The 23713-nt window shown below is 45.3% G+C and carries 23 protein-coding genes; 7 read left to right on the forward strand and 16 right to left on the reverse strand.

The annotated features are described in order from the left end of the window. The first annotated feature begins 5 nt into the window (after positions 1-5). Entirely contained in the window at positions 6-1070 is a 1065-nt protein-coding gene (locus tag GC093_RS06250) for an NAD(P)/FAD-dependent oxidoreductase (protein ID WP_171651049.1), read from the forward strand. A gap of 1 nt (position 1071) precedes the next feature. Here GC093_RS06250 and GC093_RS06255 read toward each other — a convergent pair whose 3' ends face one another. After that, positions 1072-1326 carry a YuzB family protein gene (locus GC093_RS06255; RefSeq protein WP_171651008.1) on the reverse strand — a complete coding sequence of 85 codons (255 nt, stop codon included), beginning with the start codon at positions 1324-1326 and terminating at the stop codon, positions 1072-1074. A gap of 79 nt (positions 1327-1405) precedes the next feature. Here GC093_RS06255 and GC093_RS06260 point away from each other — a divergent pair, with 79 nt between their 5' ends. Then, positions 1406-1651, forward strand: coding sequence for a NifU family protein (locus tag GC093_RS06260; RefSeq protein WP_171651009.1), 246 nt, complete (start codon positions 1406-1408; stop codon positions 1649-1651). A gap of 118 nt (positions 1652-1769) precedes the next feature. On the opposite strand, the gene GC093_RS06265 is transcribed toward GC093_RS06260, so the two are convergent. The 4 genes from GC093_RS06265 to GC093_RS06280 all read right to left on the reverse strand — a co-directional run bounded on the left by GC093_RS06265 (position 1770) and on the right by GC093_RS06280 (position 5180). Beyond that, positions 1770-2558, reverse strand: coding sequence for an SDR family oxidoreductase (locus GC093_RS06265; protein ID WP_171651010.1), 789 nt, complete (start codon positions 2556-2558; stop codon positions 1770-1772). Between the two features lie 174 nt (positions 2559-2732). Further along, positions 2733-3452 carry a Cthe_2314 family HEPN domain-containing protein gene (locus GC093_RS06270; RefSeq protein ID WP_246313676.1) on the reverse strand — a complete coding sequence of 240 codons (720 nt, stop codon included), beginning with the start codon at positions 3450-3452 and terminating at the stop codon, positions 2733-2735. Positions 3453-3693: 241 nt separating this feature from the next. After that, entirely contained in the window at positions 3694-4626 is a 933-nt protein-coding gene (locus GC093_RS06275; protein WP_171651012.1) for a COX15/CtaA family protein, read from the reverse strand. A 209-nt stretch (positions 4627-4835) separates the two neighbouring features. Next, positions 4836-5180 carry a thioredoxin family protein gene (locus tag GC093_RS06280; RefSeq protein WP_171651013.1) on the reverse strand — a complete coding sequence of 115 codons (345 nt, stop codon included), beginning with the start codon at positions 5178-5180 and terminating at the stop codon, positions 4836-4838. A 203-nt stretch (positions 5181-5383) separates the two neighbouring features. On the opposite strand from GC093_RS06280, the gene GC093_RS06285 reads away from it, so the two are divergent. After that, entirely contained in the window at positions 5384-6226 is an 843-nt protein-coding gene (locus GC093_RS06285; RefSeq protein WP_171651014.1) for an SPFH domain-containing protein, read from the forward strand. Between the two features lie 11 nt (positions 6227-6237). Further along, on the forward strand, positions 6238-6441 hold the full coding sequence (locus GC093_RS06290) for a type II toxin-antitoxin system antitoxin (protein ID WP_171651015.1): 204 nt from the start codon (positions 6238-6240) through the stop codon (positions 6439-6441). A gap of 142 nt (positions 6442-6583) precedes the next feature. On the opposite strand, the gene GC093_RS06295 is transcribed toward GC093_RS06290, so the two are convergent. Continuing rightward, complete coding sequence (locus GC093_RS06295; RefSeq protein WP_171651016.1) at positions 6584-8164, reverse strand: copper amine oxidase N-terminal domain-containing protein; 1581 nt, start codon at positions 8162-8164, stop codon at positions 6584-6586. A 179-nt stretch (positions 8165-8343) separates the two neighbouring features. On the opposite strand from GC093_RS06295, the gene GC093_RS06300 reads away from it, so the two are divergent. Continuing rightward, positions 8344-9618 carry a DUF2515 domain-containing protein gene (locus GC093_RS06300; protein ID WP_171651017.1) on the forward strand — a complete coding sequence of 425 codons (1275 nt, stop codon included), beginning with the start codon at positions 8344-8346 and terminating at the stop codon, positions 9616-9618. A 103-nt stretch (positions 9619-9721) separates the two neighbouring features. Further along, positions 9722-9946, forward strand: coding sequence for a cold-inducible protein YdjO-related protein (locus tag GC093_RS06305; protein WP_171651018.1), 225 nt, complete (start codon positions 9722-9724; stop codon positions 9944-9946). 175 nt (positions 9947-10121) lie between these two features. Here GC093_RS06305 and GC093_RS06310 read toward each other — a convergent pair whose 3' ends face one another. From GC093_RS06310 to GC093_RS06335, 6 genes are all read right to left on the reverse strand, one after another. Next, positions 10122-10895 (reverse strand): Cof-type HAD-IIB family hydrolase, encoded by a 774-nt coding sequence (locus tag GC093_RS06310; protein WP_171651019.1) that lies wholly within the window; start codon positions 10893-10895, stop codon positions 10122-10124. 141 nt (positions 10896-11036) lie between these two features. After that, complete coding sequence (locus GC093_RS06315; RefSeq protein ID WP_171651020.1) at positions 11037-12350, reverse strand: ABC transporter substrate-binding protein; 1314 nt, start codon at positions 12348-12350, stop codon at positions 11037-11039. Positions 12351-12440: 90 nt separating this feature from the next. Further along, positions 12441-14081: a response regulator transcription factor gene (locus GC093_RS06320; protein ID WP_171651021.1), complete on the reverse strand. Its 1641-nt coding sequence runs from the start codon at positions 14079-14081 to the stop codon at positions 12441-12443. Continuing rightward, positions 14059-15849, reverse strand: a complete 1791-nt coding sequence (locus GC093_RS06325; protein ID WP_171651022.1) for a cache domain-containing sensor histidine kinase — start codon at positions 15847-15849, stop codon at positions 14059-14061. Before GC093_RS06325 ends, GC093_RS06320 begins: the two co-directional genes overlap by 23 nt. Before the next feature lie 74 nt (positions 15850-15923). After that, complete coding sequence (locus tag GC093_RS06330; protein ID WP_171651023.1) at positions 15924-16760, reverse strand: carbohydrate ABC transporter permease; 837 nt, start codon at positions 16758-16760, stop codon at positions 15924-15926. Next, positions 16757-17716: a carbohydrate ABC transporter permease gene (locus GC093_RS06335; RefSeq protein WP_171651024.1), complete on the reverse strand. Its 960-nt coding sequence runs from the start codon at positions 17714-17716 to the stop codon at positions 16757-16759. The genes GC093_RS06330 and GC093_RS06335 overlap by 4 nt, the downstream gene beginning before the upstream one ends. A 225-nt stretch (positions 17717-17941) precedes the next feature. On the opposite strand from GC093_RS06335, the gene GC093_RS06340 reads away from it, so the two are divergent. Further along, entirely contained in the window at positions 17942-18370 is a 429-nt protein-coding gene (locus GC093_RS06340) for a small multi-drug export protein (RefSeq protein WP_171651025.1), read from the forward strand. Positions 18371-18570: 200 nt separating this feature from the next. Here GC093_RS06340 and GC093_RS06345 read toward each other — a convergent pair whose 3' ends face one another. From GC093_RS06345 to asnB, 4 genes are read right to left on the reverse strand one after another with little or no spacing between them, the layout of a single operon-like run. Then, positions 18571-20271 (reverse strand): putative polysaccharide biosynthesis protein, encoded by a 1701-nt coding sequence (locus tag GC093_RS06345; RefSeq protein WP_171651026.1) that lies wholly within the window; start codon positions 20269-20271, stop codon positions 18571-18573. 24 nt (positions 20272-20295) lie between these two features. Further along, on the reverse strand, positions 20296-20781 hold the full coding sequence (locus GC093_RS06350; RefSeq protein ID WP_171651027.1) for a DUF456 domain-containing protein: 486 nt from the start codon (positions 20779-20781) through the stop codon (positions 20296-20298). Between the two features lie 60 nt (positions 20782-20841). After that, positions 20842-21579: a Cof-type HAD-IIB family hydrolase gene (locus GC093_RS06355; protein WP_171651028.1), complete on the reverse strand. Its 738-nt coding sequence runs from the start codon at positions 21577-21579 to the stop codon at positions 20842-20844. 32 nt (positions 21580-21611) lie between these two features. Then, on the reverse strand, positions 21612-23489 hold the full coding sequence (asnB, locus tag GC093_RS06360) for an asparagine synthase (glutamine-hydrolyzing) (RefSeq protein ID WP_171651029.1): 1878 nt from the start codon (positions 23487-23489) through the stop codon (positions 21612-21614). Between the last annotated feature and the right edge of the window lie 224 nt (positions 23490-23713).

A 23713-nucleotide genomic window follows, 5' to 3' on the forward strand; every position in this document is an offset into this window, starting at 1 on the left:
TCATGATGAAGAAATTAGTTATTTTAGGCGGCGGCTACGGGGGATTGACTATAGCCAACGAGCTTTTAGAAAAAGAGTTACCTTCGGACACTGTGCTCGTACTTATCGACCGTATGCCCTATCAGGGACTGAAGACGGAATATTACGCACTGGCATCTGGAACGGTAGCAGATAATGAAATACGTGTTCAGTTTCCAGTAGACCCACGCCTAATCCTTAAATATGGAGAAGTGACGGCGGTTGATCCGGTTAACAAGCTGGTTCTATTTGAGAATGACGACCCGCTTTCATATGATTGGCTCGTTATAGGGCTCGGCTGTGTGGACAAGTATCACCAAATTATTGGAGCCGAACAGTATTCGCATAGTATCCAAACATTGTCCTCGACACGCAAAACTTATCAAACCGTCAATGATACCGTTCCTTACGGCCAAGTTTCAATTATAGGCGGCGGTTTAAGCGGTGTAGAGATGGCTGCAGAACTAAGAGAAAGCCGTCCGGATATGAACATAAGGATTATAGACCGCGGCCCTAGCGTGTTATCTGCTTTCCCGCCTAAGCTTCAATCTTACGTTCGTGAGTGGATGCTGGAGCATGATATTGAACTGAGGTCACATATTAATCTTTCCCGTTTGGAAGGCGGGCTCCTCTATAACGATCAGGAGATCATCCATACAGACGTTACGATTTGGACTGCAGGGATTCAGCCAAGCCCGATCATACAGCAGCTGCAGCTTCCTAAGGATAATCAGGGACGTATAATTATTAACAAATTCCATCAAATCAATGAATATCCAGACGTTTTTGTTGTAGGCGACTGCGCTTCCCTTCCTTTTTCTCCAAGCGCCCAGGCGGCGGAAGGCCAAGGCAAGCAGATTGCAGAGGTCATGAAGGCTATTTGGAAAAATGAAACCCCTCGGCTAGGAAAAATTAAGCTCAAAGGGGTTCTGGGTTCACTAGGTAAAAAATCAGGTTTTGGGCTGATGGGCAAAAGGACGATTATGACAGGTAAAATTGCACGAACTCTAAAGAGCGGTGTACTCTGGCTGTCCAAGCATCATTTTGGTTAATCTATTCTCCAAGGAGATCGAACATGGCTTCGATCTCTTTTAGTTTATGTTCGATTCGCTGCTGCAGTTCCTCAATATTGGCTCCCACCACTATTTCACCATTAACCAGAGCATAAGGGAACATATAACATTCTCCACAATTGCCAAGACAGCCGTATTCAATCACATCATAATCGGGGTTGTCTTCCAATTGTTTCATTAATCGATCCGTTCCATGGTGCATATTATTCGTACAAAATTCAATGATAGGTCTCATATATGATCATCCGCCTTGTAAACCATTTTATTTTTGCGCTTATTGTAATATAATAAGTTATAGAAAGGAGTTGAAGCAAATGAGTGAACAAACACAAAGCACCATGTACGATGAGGTACTGGAGGTTTTAGATAAGCTTCGCCCGTTTTTGCAGCGCGATGGCGGTGACGTTGAGCTTGTTGATGTGGAGGATGGTATCATCAAACTTAAGCTGGTAGGTGCCTGCGGCAGCTGCCCAAGCTCAACGATCACATTGAAGGCCGGTATTGAACGCGCATTGCTCGAAGAAGTTGAGGGTGTTCAAGAGGTTGTACAAGTGTTCTAATTTATCCTTCAACAAATTAAAGACCCTTAGCTCTTAAGGTTGCTGGCGCTCGCGCCGCTACTCTTAGTGCTGTAGGGTCTTTTTTATACTTAATCTGGCCCTCATTCATGGCAGTTACTTACTTCTGGTGAGATGAACCAATGATCGCCCTGATTGGATCCAGACCACCCGAAACATCCATGATATTGCCCGTAATAAAATCAGACCGCTCCTCGCAGAGAAAAGCAATAACTCTAGCAATATCCTCACCAGCTCCTGGTCGTCCACGGGGAGATTCAGGATCAATCTCTTGCTCTACCTCGGAAATCAATTTCTCTTTGTTCATTCCACGGATATCCCCTGGACAGATCATATTAACTGTAATGCCGTAAGGGGCCTCTTCTACCGCTAAGGTTTTAGTAAATGATACCAGCCCGACTTTTGCCGCTGCGTAAACAGCACGATGCGGCCAGCCTCTTGCTTCTGCTGCGTGACCAAAGCCAAAATGGACGATTCTTCCCCAACTCTTATTTCGCATCATGGGCAATACCAAATGATCTAGCTGCATCACGCCTAACAAGTTGCCGTGCATTAAATAATTAATATCTTCCTGCGAATACTCACTAAACAGCTTTCGTTCGCGGACAAACGGACCTGCATTATTAATTAAAATATCAATGCTGCCAAATTCGGCCACAGCCGACTTTACAAGCTGGCTCATTTCCATCGGGTTTGCCACATCGCCTTGAATAGCTATGCAGCGGCGTCCCTTTGCTTGGATGCGCTCACATAATAGATATGCTTCCTTCTGGCTGTGCACATAATTAATAATTATATCGCAACCTGATTCGGCGAGCAGAAGCGCTGTCATCTTGCCCAATCCCTTGGCGCTTCCTGTTATGAGTGCAACTTTTGGTTGTTCGGTCATGCTCGCCCCTCCTAAACTTTCCATGAGGAAATTTTACCTCGTAAGCATTTGCTAGACTTTCCGCAAGGAAAGTTAAACTTAGTAAGCAATTACTAAGCTTTGCTACTCTAAAGTATAGATGAACCGCCCCATCGATTCAACCCATGCAACGTTAAGCGACTCCATGCGAGCCCTTCAGTTCGAAGGTGAGTACTGACCGGACGATTCCGATAAAGTACGAATATAGGTAAATATCTTCTCACTGGCGGTAAACGTCATATTACAGCCAATTTCAAGATCCTTGAGATGCTCTTGTATATTTTCCGTTTTCTTACGTTGATCTAATGATTGCTTTGATTCAGCAGCCTGAAGCAGGTCATCAAGCAGATCTGCATTAATCGTATGAATTTCCATGTTCCGTTCATTGCGAAGACGCTCAACAGGCACTTTGTAAGCTACTTTTAATCCATACAGCTGCTCTTCCAATTTGGTGTACAAATGATTTGTGTGCATATTACGCAGTACCGTGAAATAAGAATATCGCGCTTTAATTTCTTCGGTTTTTAGACGGAACCGCTCGTTCATGAAATGACCCAGCTTATCCAATATAGCGAATAAACGAATGATTGCATTTTTATAGAAATATAGATGCCTATGATAGTCGTCAAGCTCAGTGTCTGACATTTCATCAATATAGGTCTTCGTCACCTTGCTGCCGTAGCTTACAGCTGCGAATTGGCTTTGCTCCAGCTCGTCTAACGCGCGAAGGAAGCCTCGGCCCCATACTATATATCGCCGCTCCTGCAGGTTGCGCTCCTCAGCCGGAACCGACTCAAGCAAGTGCAGATAGCCCGTTATCGCTTGATTGACGGCTGCTAACAGTCCTTCATCTTTACGGCGCGGTTCGCCGAACATGCTTCTAAGCATCCTATGTGCTCACTTCCTTCCAGATGATATTGCCTATGCTTATCAACTAAGTATACACCCGCGGAATCGGGATGATACCCGATTCCATGAGGCATTAAATGCTAAATAAACCAACTTCCCTACGAACATGCCCAGCTTCGGATCTACAGCGACACTTATTTCAACCCACTGCTTTTTCTTTGTGCAGCGCTTCCAATGAGCCGCATGATAGAAAAGAAGGCTTACGCAGCTATCTAGCTCCGTAAGCCTGTCTGCCGCCCTTTCCTGCCTGCAGGGCAAGTACACATAAATAGCAAAGAATACCGAACAAGCAAGCGATGAGAACCGCATGGATAAGGCTTGCTATCAAGTACCAATCATACCCCAGGGACAAAGTTACAAAGGCACCGCTAAATATTTGCAGCACAACCAGAATGAGCGCCCATTTGGCAGCTTGATAAGCATTATCCTGCTTCCCGTTCTGCGATCTTATAGCCATAAATAACCACATGATGATCAGAAACAAAATAATCGCGCCTACACGATGTGCAAATACAATTCGGGTTGCCCCTATCATCTCGGGTATCACTTGTCCATTGCATAACGGCCAGCCAATACACCCTCCCGATGCTTCTGTATGTCTTACAAAGGCTCCCAGGTAAACAACCGCATAGCTGTAAATCAAGGTCAATGCTACTCCCCAGCGAACACCAATCGATAAGGTTGAAGGCGGTCCCGACATTGAGCTTCCGAATCGGGTAAACACTAAGGCGAGCAGTAGAGTAAACGCAAATGCCATCAATGAGAAGCCGAAATGAAGCGCCAGAACAGCAGACGATTGCGGCCATATAACAGCCATTGCCCCAAGAATAGCCTGCAATACTGTAAACAACATCGCACCCGATACAAACCATTTGGCTTCCTTGCTTCTACTGTAGAAGAGGACCAACAACATCGTGATCAACAATATGATACCAACGACGCCGACCACAAACCTGTGGCTGTATTCAATAATAGATTCGATCGTATAGGCTGGAATGAATTTACCGTTACATAACGGCCAATCGTCTCCACAACCGCGGCCTGATTCTGTCTTAGTGACAAGCGCGCCCATTACAAGAATTAAAAACATTCCGTACATGCTGGCGAACGAAAACCGTTTCAGCCATTTTTGAAGATTCATGAACTGGTTTCACCTACTTTTTCTGAATTCGACATATATTGCTAATTAAGTCGAATCGTTCATGTATCATTATAGCGATAATCCAAGAGCAAATCCATGTGGAAATGTTACAAAGCGTTGAAAGAAAAAAGCTGATTCCCTTCAAAGAGATATGTGAGAGACATATCCCTGAAGCATCAGCTTTTTTCACCTAAATTATTTGCTATGCGTTACTTCTTCAAGGCTTCGGCAACTTCCAGGGCGCGATCGAGAAACTGTTCAATTTCATCTCTGGTTTTGCGCAGCTTGCTAACAAAACGAACGAGCTCCTCACCTTCACGAAAAGCAATAAAGCTCGGAATCCCCAGAATGTTCAGCTTCTCGCATAGATCCGGCACTTCATCCCGGTCCAGCTGAATAAAGTCCAAACGATCTTTATATGCTTCCACCACTGCAGGCATAAATGGATCAATGAAATGACAATCTTTACACCAGGTTGTTTTAAATACAGCAATTGTAGGCTTGCTTCCAGCAATTTTCTGTTCAAATACTTGCTCGGTCGACACTTGCTCCATCCTATTGCACCGCCTTTAATTAATTAGTTTGGCGATTTCTCTCTCGCCCTCACACTCAGCTTACAACCACTTATAGCACGATGTCCATCCCCTGTCAACGCCCGTTTTGTTAATTAACATCTTATTCCATTTTACATTTATTACTAAAAGTGATATCATTTAAATATCAAAACAATATGTTACACAAAAAGGAGTGTTCTAAAATGAAAGAACAAAAAGCTTGGTCCTTTAACGGCTTCCTTGGTTTGTTATTAATCTTGATCTTTATGGCTCTCGCAACTTTCTTACTGGTTAAGGAGATAGTAATCCCAGGTATTCTTCTTCTCATTATCGGAGTAGCCCTGGCATCAGGTATTACAGTTGCACAACCGAATCAAGCTATAATCGTTACTTTCTTTGGAAGCTACGTCGGTACAATAAGAGCAAGTGGCCTTTGGCTAGTCATGCCCTTCTCCATTCGCAAATCCGTTTCATTAAGGGTCCGCAACTTCAACAGCGTCAAGCTTAAAGTCAATGACATAGAAGGCAATCCGATTGAAATTGCCGCAGTTGTTGTATTCCGCGTTGTTGATTCGGCCAAAGCCATGTTCGATGTTGATAAGTACGAGCAGTTCGTTGAAATTCAAAGTGAGACAGCACTACGTCATGTTGCTAACAAGTACCCTTATGATGTGTTTGAAGGAGAAGGATATTCACTGCGCAGTAATTCCGAAGAAATTGCGCTTGAGCTGAGCCGCGAGTTGCAGGAACGATTGTCTGTAGCCGGTGTAGAGGTTATGGAAGCCCGATTGACTCACCTTGCCTATTCAACCGAAATTGCCAGTGCCATGCTTCAGCGTCAGCAGGCGGCGGCCATCATCTCTGCGCGTTCCAAAATTGTTGAAGGAGCCGTCGGCATGGTCCAGTTGGCAATTGCCCAAATCGAGCAGGACGGCATCGTAGTTCTCGATGAAGAGCGCAAAGCCGCTATGATCAACAACTTGATGGTTGCCATCGTTTCAGATCGTTCCGCCAGCCCTGTTATTAATACAGGCAGTCTTTATTAAGCTGAACCCCTATGGCAACCAAGAAAAACTTTGCTCTGCGGTTGGACCCGAAGCTATATGAAGCGCTAGAACGATGGGCTAATGATGAGTTCCGAAGTGTCAACGGACATATCGAGTTTCTACTGCGTGAAGCTACAGCCCGTGCTGGGCGGCTACCTGGTCCACGTCCTCCTGGAATCACAGAAATAGATAGCCAGGATAAATTAAAGGATTAAGCTCGGGTAAGCAGCGCCTGACTTCCAACCGAACCGCAAGCATAAGAAAAAAGCCTGATCCGGCGGAATCAGGCTTTTTCTTATGGAGACTATTCTCAAAACTTAATATTCACATGTAATGGATTTCATTTACTAGGGTAGACTAATCACGTGTGATAGTAACCATCTGCAGCTCCTGGTTCCAATTCACTTTAGCGCCCATACTCTCAGCAATGAAGCGAATAGGTACATAGGTTGAACCATTGGTAAGCTCCGACTCCTTATCTAGCAGTTTGATCATACCATTAACAGTTGCTTGCTTGCTTCCGACATTCAGATTGATCACAGCTCCGCTCACAAGGTCGGTGACGGTTACTTTTTGCGTAGATGACTCCCATGCTACATCAGCATCCAGCTGTTCGACAACAAAACGAACTGGAACCATTATTGTACCGTTGCTGTTGTAGGGTTTAGAGGAGTCCCCCACATAATCATCCTGGCTGCCCATAATCATAGTGATTTCTTTTTTCGTAATATTTAAATCTTCTTTAAGTAATGTGTACAAGCGAGACTTAGGGTCCACAACCGAAATCACTCTGGACGGTTTACCTAGCGTCGTAAGCTCTAATTGTCCCTTCGAAGTATCGATCTTGTCTGCCGTTACTGGCTTGTTCACATCCCAGATTTCGCTGGATGCGTTGATTTTCAAGCCTTTTACAGCACTTTCAGTATCAGGTAATGAATAAGCAAATTCCATATTGGATTTGCGAGTCGTCAGTTCACTGTCAACAAATAAATCCATCTTCAAGTACAGCGAATCATTTAACAGCTTACTCAGATCTTCTCCGGATGGGGAGTTCAGTAATTCCTGCACAGATTGATCATATTTAGCAAGCATATCTTTCAAATAGGTATTAATTGCCGTATAAGCAAATCCTACAGCTAGCGACTTGTTGTTAAGGAATGGGGCTATGGTGTCATTAAAAGTGTTGCTCTCTTGGTCGCCTTCTTTAGCAGCCTGCTGCATCATTGGAGCGTACAGATCAAAAACTTGTCCCAACAGCTCTTTCAATCCTTTTTCATCAGCCAGTACATTAGTTAGAAATCCTTTTACAAGCTCCAGCAAATCACTGCCTTTGATTTCTAAATGAATGTCCTTGCCCTTTAAGCCTTCCCCGTGGATATTAGCCTTACCGTCACCAACCGTGATAATTTTGGGATTTGGTGCATTACCTAAGAAAAAGGACACGATAGTAGGTGCAAATTCCGTTGCTTTTTTACGTAAATCCTTGAATTGCTGCTCCATTTCTTGCGAAAGCTTACCATTCAATTGCTGAAGGGAAGACATGCCGGTATGTATGACTATAGGCTTTTTAGCGCCCTCAATTAAGAAAATATACTCATCGTCACTCATGGACAGTTGGAACGGGATTTGTCCCTTATTGTATTCAAATACACCTTTTGCTGAAAAATGAGTAAGATCCTGCTGCTTCATTTCTGTTAAACTAACACTTACTTTGCTGAAAATCTCGAGCATCTTTTGCTCGTCAGCCGTTGGTGTGACAGATGCATTTGGTGTAAGCTCCAGCGTAAGCTTTTGTGTTCCTTGAACAGATTTCACGTTGGTTCCGTTTTGAAAGACCTTGTTCAAGTCCAATCCGTTAACCGGCTGACAGCCTGCAAGCACAACCAGCATAACAACTAGAATAAGGGAGATCCATGTTAGTTTATTCCTGTTTTTCATTGCTAACCTCCAAAGTATAAGAATAAGTACGAGTTGCGTTCCCCGCATAGATATATACGTTCGGATTAGTTAAATGTTTCCTTTGCCAATATATAAAATAATTACGACTGTCATTCTTAAGTCCTTTATTGGAGTAAACGAAGACCTAATCCTTTTAAACTAAGGGGTTGAGCCGATTAATGGGTGATGGAGGATTTCGATCGATAGGGATGGATTTGCTGCAAAAATTAGTCGAAATTCCACAGGAGCTTGTTCATTGGGCAGAGGATAAGACAGCGACTTTACTGTATGAAAGACGTCAATTAAACTCAATGCAAGAAATTCATATCCAGCCTGAGAATGTCGCTGCTCTACGAGCTCTTTTTAACCAGTCCGAAGCTGGATCTGATAAATGCGGTCCTATAACATCTCTTCTATCTGTCTCAGATCAAGCTTTAGTCCAACGTATCCGTGAAGACACCGCCTATCATAACCGCAATAATGTAACAAGAACAATGGCCTACTGGAACATATTCCGAACGCATCCTGAGCTTCATTGGGCTTATCTAGCGCATATGGTATCACGTAATGGAGGTTGGAATATGACCGACCTACGAGGCGAATTGCTCCCTTATTTGCTTAACGAAGCTCAGCGTGGGAATGTGTTTGCCTTGCTGGAGCGTGCCAATGGGCTTATTTTTCATGACGCTTATCCTCAGCTCTTGCTCTACTCTGCCAGTAGACGAGCGGATTCCCCGCTCTTTCATTTGCTCCCCCATCTACAGGTTTCTGCTTTTATGCGCCCAATCTGGGAATTATTCTGGGAACAACTGGATTCCGCGCTTCTGACTCAAGCTCTAATCGTTAATGAGCAGAACTATATAGAACAACGGATTATACAGCACCCTACGTATCGAGATCTAGTGCTTAACTCTTTGTTTTTCAATGCCCAGTCTCTGCTTCAGCTCAATCAAGTCGTGTTTCCTTATGTGGATGGAGATGAAATGCATTTGGCCGGTCTTGTCTTGGAAAACTTCAATAATTTGCATGAACGAATTGAGACGGGAAAAAAGCTGTATGCGATTTTATTCGGGGTTCCTGTTGTTTGTGAAGGGGCGATGCGATTTGCCAACAGTAAGCCTCACACCGCCTCAAGAGCCGATTACTGGCCGCAGCTATTCTCATCTATGCACCAAACAGCGCCTGTCCCAAAGGGCCTGCTCAAGGAACGGCTTGACGGCTGCAGACTTATAACTGGTGCTTCGCCACTGTACAGCCCGAAATTAACTAATGCCTGGAAAAACTATTCCATGGACCCTCCAGAACCAGGTGATTGGTTTGAACATGACAGAGGACGCTGCTTAAGTTACCTCGCTTCTGTTCAGCCACCCTTTTCATTCGAAATGACCCAAGAGCATGGCTTTGGCTTGAACAAAATCGAGCTGGCCGTGCTAGCCGGTGATATATGGCAGTAAAATACCAAACTTAGATAGTGATGTAAAACTTAACGGGACTGATTGTAGGTTGGATGAAGAGCAATCTTAAGGGGAAAGTTACTACCGGGAGGTGTGATTCCTTATGCAAACAGATGCTCCAAAGTCGGAGTTATTCCCGGTACCTGTATGGAGATGCAGAAGTAAGGATTGTAAAGCATGGATACGGGAAGAATTGACTTCTTCCCCGTCTCCCGAATGCCCATTGTGCAACGAAGGCATGATTCGCAGCATCAAGCATTTGCCCAAACTTGTGAAAAAGCATAAAGCAGTGAAAAAAAAGAAACCCGAGGAGTCATGGGTTCATTAGAAAGAGATATTGTACAAATTATTCGATAGTCATCGTCTATCTACTTCTTCTCGACCTCTTGGCTGCATTAGTTGCAGCTTTTTTTATTGCTTCCTGCCACAGTAGGTGACCACAGTCACCCTTGGAGAAGCCACAGCTGTGAGTAGCTGCTGTCTGCGAAACTCCCTACATTAAGCTAAGCTCGCAGAATCCACTTCTCTACAGCATAAGCAATACCATCGTCATGCAGCGATTTGGTAACGAACTTTGCCTTCTCCTTCAGCTCATCGCAAGCATTCCCCATTGCAATTCCAGTACCAACAGATTCGATTAATTCCAAATCGTTAAGCCCATCGCCAAAAGCGGCAACCTCATTCGGCATAATATTTAGATGGTCAAGCAGCTTCTGAAGGCCCAGTGCTTTATTCATGCCATTGGGATTGATGTCCACTGCCCATGGACGCCACCGATGAATGTAATAGCTGTCCCCTGAGTCCTGAAGGTAGCTTGCTTCTTCCTGCTCACCACAAAAAATAATACATTGGTATATATCAGGAACTTCATCATTCTCGCCCAGTAACACAGGCTCCATGAATCCAATCTCCTGCTGAGCTTGACGGAAGTACTCTGAGTCCTCCTTATTCGTGAACATGAGCTCAGATCCGTATAAAAGTATAGAATGATTCAATCGATTGGCCTCTTGAAGCCATTCGATTATCGTTTCTTTGGGAAATGCATTTCCTGAAACCGTCTTACCCTGATGTCCAATGTGACTGCCATTACATGTCACAGCCCAATCAATAGCAAGCTCCTTCCACAGTGATTCCATTTCATACTCACTGCGTCCCGTGCATAAGGCCAGTGCGATTCCCTGTTCCTTCAATTTAAGCAATGCTGTCCGTGTGGATTCCGGTAGATAGTCACGATCTCGTAAAGTTCCATCCACATCGAATGCCGCTAACTTAATCATCCTCTGTCACCTCATTTATGTATTCTGCCCTTTATTATAGCAGAGGGCGCCCATTTGTGGGACAAGGATTACTATAAGGAAATCTCATCGTGATAGGATGCAAAAAGGCATCCATACCGAAGGATTGGATGCCTTTTACTATCACTTAATTTCTTTACCGAGCTTTTCAACCTCGTCCCAAGCCTTTTCCGGAGTAAGCTTGCCGAACATAATTTGCTGTACAAGGTTGGTATATTCCTTCTCGAACTTATCCCAGCCGCCTTTTAAGCCTGGACCCGGGTAGAAGGTTTGCCCGTCAGGAGCGGTTTTGTTAATCAGCTCAATACCCTCTTTGTCGGTTGGCGTAAATTTGGATTCCAAGCCGCTGACAATTTTCTTCGAAACAGGAACGCCGCGGGAGGTCCCCAAAATATCAGCTGCTTCCGTATCGTTGATGAACCAGTCTATGAATTTCTTGGCTTCTTCCGCATTTTTCGTATCCGGGCTGACGCTCCAATACATGGAAGCCTTCAACCAGCCTCCCGCTTTCTTATCTTGCGGTATGGTCACCAAAGCCAATTGTCCAGGCTTCAATGCATCAAAACCCGGGAATTCGGCAGCATGTGAATTTCGAAGCAATATTTTATCCTGCACCATTAAATCCAACTTGGCGTCCGCTCCTTTGTCAGAAACGTTTACGTCCGCCGGCGGTACGATTCCCGCTGCCCGCATTTCGGCAAATTTGTTCATCCAGTCAAGCCATGTGGTTTTATCATAATTAAATTTGCCTTCTGCCTTAGGCCAGCCTTTGCCTTTAGCCAATTGATAGGTGTCATAAAGCCCATCAATGGTTAAGTCCTTAAACACGTACTTATCTTTACCCAGCTTGGCCTTTGCTTCTATACCGAATTTGAAAAATTCGTCCCATGTCCAACCGTACTTAGGAGGAGTAATGCCGAGCTTTTCTACAGTCGCTTTGTTGTAAACCAATCCAAAGGCATTATTTCCGAGAGGTATGGCTACAAGTTTGTCCTTATATTTACCGGTATTAAGCAGAGTTGGATCGACATCCCTAGTATTGATGGCATTGGTCAGATCCATCAGTCGGTTCGTGCTTCCCCAATCGCTTATCCACGCTGCATCCGTCTGAATAACATCTGGCAAGTTACGAGCTGCGGCCATTGTAGACATTTTGTCCAAATACCCGTCAAAAGCTTGATATTCCGGTTCAAAAGTGACATTCGGGTATTTTTTCGTGTATAAATCAAGCGCTTTCAATGTTGCGTCATGGCGAGCCTGCGACCCCCACCACATAATACGCAGCTTCACTGGCTTTTTGTCTGTTGCCGTGTTAGCCGCATTAGGAGCAGCAGTCGGTTGAGATGGCTTAGCCTCCTCCTTGACACCGCATGCAGCCAAAGAGACAGCCAACATGGAAGATAACCCGATTGTTAAGAGCTTACGTGCAGATTTCATACGAATTCCCCTTTCGGTTCTGTTCTTTTTAATAAGCTTATCGTACCAAGCAGCGAACCGATTGAGTAGAATAGAGATGCACAATTTGTTTCAATTTTTTACGAATTCTGTCGGATTGGTTCCAGTATGTTTTTTAAACAAGGTTGTAAAATATGGCACATTTTTGTAGCCAACCCTTTCTGCTACCTCATAAATCATCCAACGGCCCTCCAGAATCATACTCTTTGCTTTCTCCATGCGGACACGTGTCACATAGTTATTAAAGGTCTCACCCGTAGCCTGTCGAAAAATAGTGCTTAAATAATTTCGCGATATATATACCTTTTCCGCTAATTCGCTCAAGTGAAGATCCTCTGCATAATGTTCGTGGATATATTGAACCATGAAATCAACCGCCTGCTTATGCTTCAGCTTCTCACTTTTGCCTGACAGCTGACAAATAACGGACACCTTATCCAACAGCCAAGCTTTAAGCTTATCAGGTACCGTCTGCTGTTGTACCTCTTCCTTCAATAAAGCCGTATCAAACAGCTCAGCTACTCGCACACCTGCATCAAGAAGTGAATACGTAAGGATTGCCCAAGTTTCTAAGCCCAGATTGCGAACATCCTTCTCTGTGATCCTTCTAGCCCCCTCCAGCTGCTGAAAGAAACGCTCGATAACCTCTTCAATCTGAGATTCCTGCAGATGCCGGATTGCTTCTCCAAGCTGCTGATAAAATTGGACTGGGCGCAGCTCCGTTGGCTTAAGTAATGCCGACTGATTGTCCGATAGGTCATGATCCCTTATCCATTCGTACATAGGCAAGCCTGGGAAGGGCGCATTCCGTTTGGCTGCCAGGGCTTGAAAGGCCTCTTCTGTTGAATCGGCAATCTCCTGCCAGCGACCCTTCCAGCTGCCAATGCCGATTTCCAGCTTCACCTTCAAATAGTCTTCTACATGCTTCATCATACTGTCGCATAGCGATCGTATTCGAAGTCTTCCTGCTTCTCTCTCAGCATGAGGCGCATGCAGTAACACGGCCATATGCTGACTATGCAGCTCAATTAACCGGGCATTCTTCCAGTCTGCGGAAATAACCTCCTGCAATATATTACCGACAGCAAACCGGAACAAATTAAAATCGCTTGGCGACAGTTCGGAAACTCGGACAGTCCGTAAAATTTCTACGGCAATCACAAGAAAATCAGATGCGTCTTCTCCGTGTGGAAGCAGTCCTTGCACAGAAGGTGGAAATGGTTTCACTAAGTTTACGTTGCCCGTTACAACCGCCTTTACCCACTCCTGCTCGACAAACGGTTCATATTGCATTAGCTTCTGCTTTAATTGATGCTGCTCCAGCTTATGAACGGTCGCACCCTCCAACTGCGCAATCGCTTTTTCCAAAACAGACTTAATGGTCTGCACCGTTATCGGTTTAGATAAATAGTCATCTACATTCAATCGCAGTGCCTGTCTGGCATATTCAAAATCAGCAAAACCGCTTAAAATTACGATTTTACCTTCGTATCCTATTTTGCGCAGCTCCTCCACCATATCCAAGCCATTCATAAGAGGCATATAAATATCTGTAATAACAATATCCGGATTAACCGAGGCGATGAGCTTTAAGCCCTGCTGACCATCCATTGCTTCTCCCGCATGCTCTGCTTCCAGCTCGTCCCATGGAATGATCTTGCGCATGCCTTGCAGTACTGCCCTATCATCATCAATGATGGCTATCTTCCACATGGTCATTTCCCCCATTATCGTCATGCTCGAGTCTTGGAATCCGCAAGGTCACCTGTGTCCCGCTGCCTCCAGAGACAGGCTCAATCGTAATACCAAAAGGACTTCCGAAATACGCCTCGATCCTCTCCCGGACATTTCTTATGCCGTAGCCGCCTGTTGATCTGCGCGGCTGGCGATTCCAATCCGGCTTCAAGCCAACTCCGTCATCAATAATTCGAATATAAAGCCCCAGAGCATCCTGTTCGATACTTATCCTAATGCAGCCATATTCCCTGCGATGAAATCCATGAACGACAGCATTTTCTACAAAAGGCTGCAGCGTAAGCTTGGGAATATACAAAGTCTTTAAGGTCTCGTCTACTGTAGTTATGCTGTACAATAAACCATCTCCCCAGCGCAGCTGCTGGATTTGCAAATAGCATTCCGTGTGCTCCAGTTCCTGCTCCAGAGTGATCAAGCTCTCCCCATTCGAGAGTCCTATTCGAAACATACGACCCATCAGCTCCAGCACCTCACTCATCCGTTCATGCCCTGCATCAATCGCCATCCAATTGAGCTGGTCGAGCGTGTTGTACAGAAAGTGCGGGTTAATCATGGCCTGCAACGCTCTTATTTCAGCCTTCCGCTGTCTTTGATGCTCATGATTCAAGCTGCGGTATAAATCCTCAATCCTCTCCATTAGCCGGCGGTAACCGTTAAACATAGAACCGAATTCATTGTTATAATCATTAGGCAGATTCACTTGCTTCAGCTCTATCGGAAATTTCCCCATTGCCTGCAACAGCTGACGAATCGGCTTTGTAAAGCTGCGTGAGAGATACAACGTAAATAATACCGCTACCAAAACTGAAGCAAGTCCAATCCAGAAAATCGTCATAGCCAGCTTAAGGCTGCCTGCAGCTATGACTTGCCATGGAGTGACCTCCGTCATAATCCAGCCTTCATTAAATGATTTGGCCCATACAATTAAGTAATCTTCAACTGCGGCGCTTTCACTGCGTTTCTTATGCATATATCCGGTTCCTGATTGAGCCACATTAAGCATCTCGGGCAGCTTCAGTTCTGTGTATAAAGAATTATGAGTACCCATAATCAGCCTGCCACCGGAATCAAGCAAGTAGCGGTGAGCCGTCTGCTTCTCACCAAGCATCATGGTATACAGCACCTTGGCTTTTACATTAAGCAGCAGCACTCCTTGGTATTCCAATGTGCTGGAATAGATCTTTCGAGCAAATGTGACCACATTCTGTGTACCTTGAGTCGTCTCGATAGAACGTTCGCCAAGCCAAGTGAAATCAGATTTCTCTACCTGCAAATACCAAGGCTCGGTAAGCAGGTCTACATGTTTCACGAAGCTGACATATTCCTTGGGATCAGAAAATGTAGGATTATTTACATAAATCGTCATCGACTGCAAGCTGGGAGTACTGTTAATCAGCTCATTCATCACTTTTTGCAGCTCGGTTTGCTCTTTTTGCTTCGTGTAGAAGTCGCTTTCCGGAACAAGCAAATAATGCTGCAGCTCCGTATTCCGAGAAATAACCAATGACAGCTGCTCCACAGTGCGCATTTGCAGCATCATCTGCTTATTCAGCTCACTCATCAGCTCCTGCTGATATAAGGACGTATTTTCCGCCAGCTCTTTAGAGGAGACTGTGTAGCTTACCCAACAAACGATAGCCAATAGTAAAATAAAAAAAACGGTGAGGCTGCCCGACAAGATGTAGTCGATTCGGTACTTTTTGATAGGGTTTATCAGAGCGGGCACCTCCTTGAGACAAAAAGCCACGTTGTCGGGATTTAGACCCTCTACGCGGCTTTTCGCCTTTTAATTCTCTTAGTTTAGCCCTTTAATCCAGTTGTGGCAATCCCCTCAACGAAATGACGCTGTGCGACAAAAAAGACAAGGATTTGCGGCGAGATGGATAATAGGGACATCGCTAATAGCTGACCCCAAGCGGTTGCCGACTGTGTATCTACGAACATACGAAGGGCAAGCGGAATCGTATACATATCAACCGAGTTAAGATAAATCAAGGGACCAAAGTAGTCCTCCCAGCCATATAGAAACGAGAAGATCATCACCGTTACTAAAGCAGGCTTGGTCAGCGGCATAATGATTCGCCAGTAAATGCCGAACCAGCTGCAGCCGTCCATTTTGGCGGACTCATCCAGCTCTCTCGGTAGTCCGCGAATAAATTGCACCAGCAGGAAAATGAAGAAGGCATTACCCATAGCGCTAGGAACAATGAATGGCAAATACGTGTTCACCCAGTTGAACGAGTGAAACATTGAATATTGAGGGATCAAGGTCACTTGTCCCGGCAGCATGATCGTTAATAGCAGCAGAGAAAACCACAGCTTTTTATAAGGAAACTCCAGACGCCCGAAGCCAAACGCAACCAAGCTGCTGGAAAGAACCGTCAGCAATGTCGTCGTGATATTCAGCTTGAAGCTGTTCAAGTAAAAATAAGTGAATGTATACTTCGGCAGCGCATTCCAGCCCTGCGTATAGTTTTCCCACATCCAAACACTAGGAAATAAAGTGGGCAGTGCAAGCTCAGGATTTGATTTAAATGAAGCCCCTATCCACCACATAACCGGATAAAACATGAGCAGGCTAAGTGCCAGTAAAATCAAATGTGTCCATAATCGACTTCTTCGTATACTCAATCTCATTTCTTATCACCTGCCTCAGTCTCATAAAATACCCAATATTTCGAAGCAATAAAGTTAATTGAGGTTGCTATACCGATAATGATCAGCAGCACCCAAGCCAATGCTGAAGCATAGCCCATATGGAATGAGGTGAATGCCTTCTGGTATAAATAAAGCGCATACACTTCGGTTGAGTTAAGGGGCCCCCCGTTGGTAATAATGAAAGCTGAGGTAAACATTTGGAAGGCTTGGATGACTCCCATAATAACATTGAACAAAATCACAGGAGATAACATAGGAAGCGTGATATTGAAAAACTGCCTTAGCTTGGACGCGCCATCAACGGATGAAGCTTCATAAAGCTCATTCGGAATTTGCTTTAACCCTGCCAGGAATATAATCATCGCCGATCCAAACTGCCAGCATCTCAGCAGGATAAGCGTACCAAGTGAGGTTTCGGGAGTTCCAATCCAGTTTTTCGCATCAATTCCGAATAGAGGAACAATATGATTGATAAACCCATCGATGCCAAAAATATTTTTCCAAAGGATTGCAACAGCTATACTGCCGCCTATAAGGGAAGGAAGATATATCAACGTACGGTAGAATGAAATGCCGCGAATTTTGCGATTCATCAGCATGGCTACCATAAGGGCTACAAACAGCTTGGCAGGAACGGAAAATAAAACATAAGCAAAGGTCACTTTGAGCGAATTATAAAAGAACCGATCCTTTGACATTTCTTTATAATTATCGAGGCCTATCCACTTGGCAGGCTCCAGCAGCGAGAAATCGGTGAACGAGTAGTACAAGGACTGAAGCATTGGCCATAAAGTGAGAAATAGAAATCCAATCAACCATGGGGAAATGAACAAGTACCCGGCTAAGGCTGCTTGGTTGTGATTTTTCAATTTGGATTTAGGAGCAGTATGTGGACGGCTTTTGGCAGCCACAGTGTCTTGGCTAAGGGTGCTCATGTTAGACCCACCTCTATTCTATGTTATTTGACAGCACTTGTTTGTTACTTTTAGTATAGAGGGGACTCATGTAGGCTTGTAGCAGAGAGATGAACAATTTCTTTCAATATTTTACGAAATGCGCAGATTGGGTAAGAGGATTGTGTAGCATTTTTAAAATTTTCGCCACTATTTACTAACCATTACGTATGCACTCCTACAAATATAAAAGTGAAGGTGATTTAAATGAATGATATTGGAGCATGGTTTTCAGTTATCGTGGCTGGTATTTTGGAGCTGTGGGTCGCCATTCCGCTTGGCTTCACCCTGAAGCTGCCCCCTGTCTTAACCGCTATTTGGAGTGCTGTAGGCTCGATTGGAGCAGCAGCGATTATTATCTTCTTCGGTAAATCCATCCGCAGTTGGTTGGTGCACCGCTTTCAACAAAAAAACGAGCGCAAAGAAACCACCATGTCCCGTATCTGGAAAAAGTATGGTATCATCGGGCTTGGCTTCTTATCACCGCTTATTACTGGGGCGCCTCTTGGTGCCGCAATAGGAGTTTCATTCGGGGCAAAGCCCGATAAGCTAATGCTGTGGATGACGATCGGGATTGTTTTTTGGAGTGCTGTTCTCACCACAGCCGTATCGTTAGGGGTTATGACTTTTTCTTGATAGGTTTGAGTTCTTCTCCGGCCCCCTGATTAGCTGGAAAACCTCCAGCTAATCAGGGGTTAATTGAGTCCAACATAACAAATAACAGGAACTGCTCCAAAAATTCCAGTTAGACACTTGCTATAATTAAAAGGACACCCAAGAAGACTGATACAAATCAGCTTTCTTGGGTGTCCTTTTCTAACCTATGAAATAACGAGTTAATTCGTTCCGCTTTCTTTGTCGCCCTTAAGCAGCTTCGGCGCCACCTTCCCAATTAAACGTTGGACAGGACGAGGCATTTGCTGCAAATCAGCAACGCTAAGAGTACGGGTGAGCATTAACAGCAGCGGGTACAACCCTCCCACTACCGCACAAATAATAATGGCTTGGATACATGCATCCCATCTAAGGCTTCCGAAAGGAACAACATACGTGCCTGTTAATCGATCCAATGCAATCCCTACAATTACCATAACCACAGTTGTAATGCTGATCCCAAGCCATCTGCGGCTGCCTAGAACCCGGAACGGAACCTCTTTACGCAACACCATAAGATTCATAACCGTCATAAGGACGAAGCATAGACATGTAGCGGCGATGATACCGTAAATACCGAACCATGGAGCCAATACATAGCTGCCAATCAGCTTGAGTGCGATACCTATAGCGACACTCAGCATCAGCACACGCATTTTACCCATGCCCATCAGCACAGCGCCTGATGTCTGCATGATAATCTGGAAGATGGTGCTTACCGTCAAGAACACAATAATTGGAGCCGCATAAGCATCAACAATAGCCGATCCCTTATCGTTACCAAATATAAATCCATTGATAGGGCCTGCGGCCAAGCAAATGATAAGTACCGCTGGCAGTCCTGTTAGAATGGACAACTGAAGCACCTTTCCAGTCTGCTGAGAAACCTGCTTCATATCCTTCTGTGAGTAGGCGGAGGAAATTATCGGTACTATGGACTGGCTTAGCGCCACTGCCAAAATAATCGGTATGCCGGCAAGCGACTGTGCCCGACCAAGCAGAATTCCCAATATTTCCTTCGCCTGCAACTCTCCAACCTGATCCCTTAGTAAAAGGGTTACTATGGAGGAATCGATTGTATAAATCAAAGTTACAGTCAATGAAAAAATAACGATAGGAATTGATATTTTAAATAGCTGAGAATAGATGGTCTTGAAGGACAAACTGCTTCTCCAGACACCCTCCTGAGAGGCCTTACTCGATTGATCTGCGCGGCTCTCAGCCGAGGGCAGCAGCCCTTCAGCGCGATCACTACGGCGAAGTTTGAGCGCATAATAAAGCATGACAGCAGCAGCAGCCACACTGCCTATGACTCCGCCAAAGGAAGCACCCGCAATTGCCCAGTCCATGCTGTAAGCCAACAATACATACGCTAATCCGACTGAGGTGACGACACGGAAAAGCTGCTCAATAATCTGCGATAAGCCATTGGGCATCATCATGCGCCGACCTTGGAAGTAGCCGCGCATAATGGCGATCAGAGGAAACAGCAGCAGAGCGGGAGCCAAGGCGCGAATCGGCAGTGTCGCCTGCGGATTGACAATGCTAGTCGAGTAGTAAGGAGCAATGATGAATAGAAACAATGTCATCACTACGCCCGCTGCCGCGGCGAATAATAATGCCGCGCGATAGATGCGGTTCGCTTCCGCGTGAAGTCCTAGCGCCGTTCGCTCCGAGATCATTTTGCTAAGTGCGCTCGGAATACCCGCTGTCGCCACAACTAACAGCATCGAATAAATATTAAACGCAGTACCGTAAGCCGCCATGCCTATATCGCCTAACAGAATAACTAGCGGAACACGCTGCACCACACCAAGTGCCCGTGCAACCAGGGCCGCCATTGCCAATATGAATGTGCCTTTTACTAACGAATCCTTAGCCAAAACGTTTCCTTCTCCCTGCTATGGTTAGTTCTGCAATACCCAAACAAAAAACAAAATGATCATCAGCGCCTGCAGCAGCAATTTTACTACCACACTTGAGAAAAAGCCGACTAGCGCGCCCACGCCTGCCCGCAGAGCTTGTTTCCACTCCGTGCCGATGATGAGTTCACCTATTACAGCACCGAGAAAAGGTCCTATCAACAGACCTGCAATCGGAATCACAAAAGGCCCCAATATCAGACCGATCGTGCTGCCAATAACGGAGGCTTTTGTACCGCCAAACTTTTTCACACCTAATGCGCTTACTGCATAATCGGCGATCAGAAGGACGACTAAAATCGTTGTTTGTGTCAACCAAAACCAAAATCCGAAGGGCTCGAACCCAATCATCCATCCGTATACGAAATAAGCGGCATAAATGGCAACAGCCCCAGGGAGTACAGGATAGACAGCACCCACCATCCCGATGATAAATAGAACGATTACAATGATCCATGCAGCGATTATCATGGCTTTCCCACCTTCAAAATTAGTTTTGCTTGGCAAAACTGTTTCTTCATATGGATTAGCTTAAGAAAGTACATACTGCTCAATAATCTTAGCTACTCCATGCTCATCATTCGTGGCGGTAATCACATCTGCCAGCTGCTTAATCTCATCCTGCGCATTGCCCATAGCGACACCAAGGCCAGCTTCGCGAATCATCGATTCGTCATTCAAGCTGTCACCCATAGCTATAACCTGTGACATCTCAATGCCAAGCAGCCCGCATACCTGCCGAATTCCGCTGGCTTTGTTGACGCCTTTGGGATTAAGCTCAATATTAAGAGGATGCGAGTTCGTTATTTCCAATGCATCCCATGCTTCCAGCTTCATTCGAATCTCCTTCATCATCGCTGCATCCTCGTAATAGTAACCAAATTTCAGCCACTGCTTCGCATCGACCTGATCCGTCCATTTTTCCTTGTTAAAAATTTGATCAACAGCATACGCCCAATACCAGGTATCATACTCCAGCGCTATGGCATGCATTTGTTTGAGCAGGGATGTATCCAATAGCTTACGACTGTGAAGTACTCCGGGCGCCGCCCATACTTCGCTTCCATTGACCGCAACTATCGGAGCCGCTAATTGCAGCTCCTCCACATAGGCAGTTACATTCTGTATGCCTCGCCCTGTTGCAAACATCACTGTTACCCCTGCTGCGTTCGCAGCTTTAATAGCGGCCTTATTCTCTGCTGAAACAAGCTTGTCTTCCGTCAGTAGCGTACCGTCCATATCCAAAGCTATCAGCTTATAATTCCCCACGGGCAATCCTGTCCCCTTTTCTTAAACAAAAGTTACAATGCATTTGCAAAGGTTGGTCTCGGCAGCTCTTCCATAAAAGTCACATGCCACAGAGCAAACATATAGATAGTCCACAATCGGCGAGCGTAATCGCCTTGGCCGTTTTGATGCAGGCTTACCATTCGGCGAACGGTATCCATATTGATATAATCCTCAACGCCGCTAGCTGCGATCTGCTCCATCATCACGGTACCTTGGTTGCCCTTCAGCCAATCTCGAAGCGGTACAGGAAAGCCTAGCTTCGGCCTGTTCAGAATGAAATCCGGAATGATACCTTCCATCGCTTTGCGGAAAATGTATTTAGTCGTTCCTTCAGCAATGCGGTACCGTGTTGGAATTTTGCGGGCAACCTCGAATAATTCAACATCCAGAAACGGCACACGCAGCTCCAACGAATGAGCCATCGTCATTTTGTCCGCTTTCATCAGAATATCGCCCGGCAGCCACAAGTTCATATCGATATACTGCATCCTAGTAACTGGATCCTGATGACGTGTCTTATCGTAATACTGCTGAGCAATTTGCCATGGATTCCGATAATTACGCAGCATTTCTTTGTCGATTCTTACTACTTCGGCCTTCATATCCTCGGTAAAAATCTTAGCATTACCAAGAAATCTCTTCTCCAGCGGCGTCGTGCCGCGTAGGATGTAATTTCTGCCGTATAGACCACTCGGCAGCATACGAGCTGCTGCGTTCAACAGCTGCTTCAACGGCAATGGCAGCCGATCAAGCGGACGCAGTGACATCGGCTCGTTGTAGATGCGGTAGCCGCCGAACAGCTCGTCGGCACCCTCGCCTGAGAGCGCAACCGTCACATGCTCGCGCGCCAGCTGCGCCACGTGGTACAGCGCGATGGCCGAAGGATCGGCCACAGGCTCGTCCTGATGCCACACGGCCTTGGGCAGAGTGTCAAAAAAATCTTTCTGCGTAATAATCTTCGCATAATGCTCTGTATCCAGCGCTACGGCAGTCTGACGCGCAATCCCCGTCTCGTCGTTCGGCCCTTCGAAGCCAACTGAGAACGTCCGAATCGGCTCGATGGACCTCATATGCGTTGCAATAGCTGTAGAATCGATTCCGCTCGACAGAAAACAGCCACGCTCTACATCGCTCTGCATGTGGTGAATAACAGAATCCTTCAGCCCTTCGCGGATTTGCTCCACATATTCTTCAAACGGACGCTCCTCTGTCTCAAACATTGGATCCCAATAACGGCGTATCGCCATTTCTCCATCATAGTCAATCGTTATGTAATGACCTGGGGGCAGCTTGTGGATGCCTCTAAACATGGTATCAGGCTCAGGAACGTACTGGAATGTCAAATAATTGAGCAGACTTTCTGTATGAATCGTGCGATCCATTCCATCGGCTGCCAACAAGCTTTTAATCTCCGACCCAAACAGAAAACGTCTGCTGTCCTTATAGAAATAAAACGGCTTAATACCAAAATGGTCACGAGCTCCGAACAGCCGCTTCTTCTTACGGTCCCATATGACGAATCCGAACATCCCGCGAAGCCGATGAACGCATTCTTCTCCATACTCCTCGTAGAGATGAACGATAACTTCTGTATCGCTATGCGTTTTAAATTGATGCCCTTTATCCTGCAGCTCGTGACGCAAATATTTATAATTATAAATTTCTCCATTAAAAACGATCCATACCGAATCATCTTCGTTGGAAAGCGGTTGATGCCCTTCTTTCAAATCTATAACGGACAGCCTACGAAAGCCTAATCCTATACGGTTTTCACCCCAAAATCCAAAATCGTTCGGCCCGCGATGCACAATACAATCAGTCATTGCCTTGAGCATCGCCTGGGACGGTTCTCTGTCATCAAAATACATTGCTCCGGTGATCCCGCACATGTCTACATTTCCTCCTCAAGCGTCGTCCAAACTGCATAATTAATATAATCGATATAATAGTATACCATATTCACAGCAACATCAGGAAATTAGACAAAAAGCTAAATATAGCAAGGTCATAAGTAACCTTTCATAAGATTGTGGAAATTTCCCCGTATCTAAATTCATCGCACTCACTTCCTTTCTATATTTTATATGTATGCAATTTTCTTTCCTTTGTGCAA

This window comes from Paenibacillus foliorum, from assembly GCF_013141765.1.
GTDB classification, from domain to species: Bacteria; Bacillota; Bacilli; order Paenibacillales; family NBRC-103111; genus Paenibacillus_S; species Paenibacillus_S foliorum.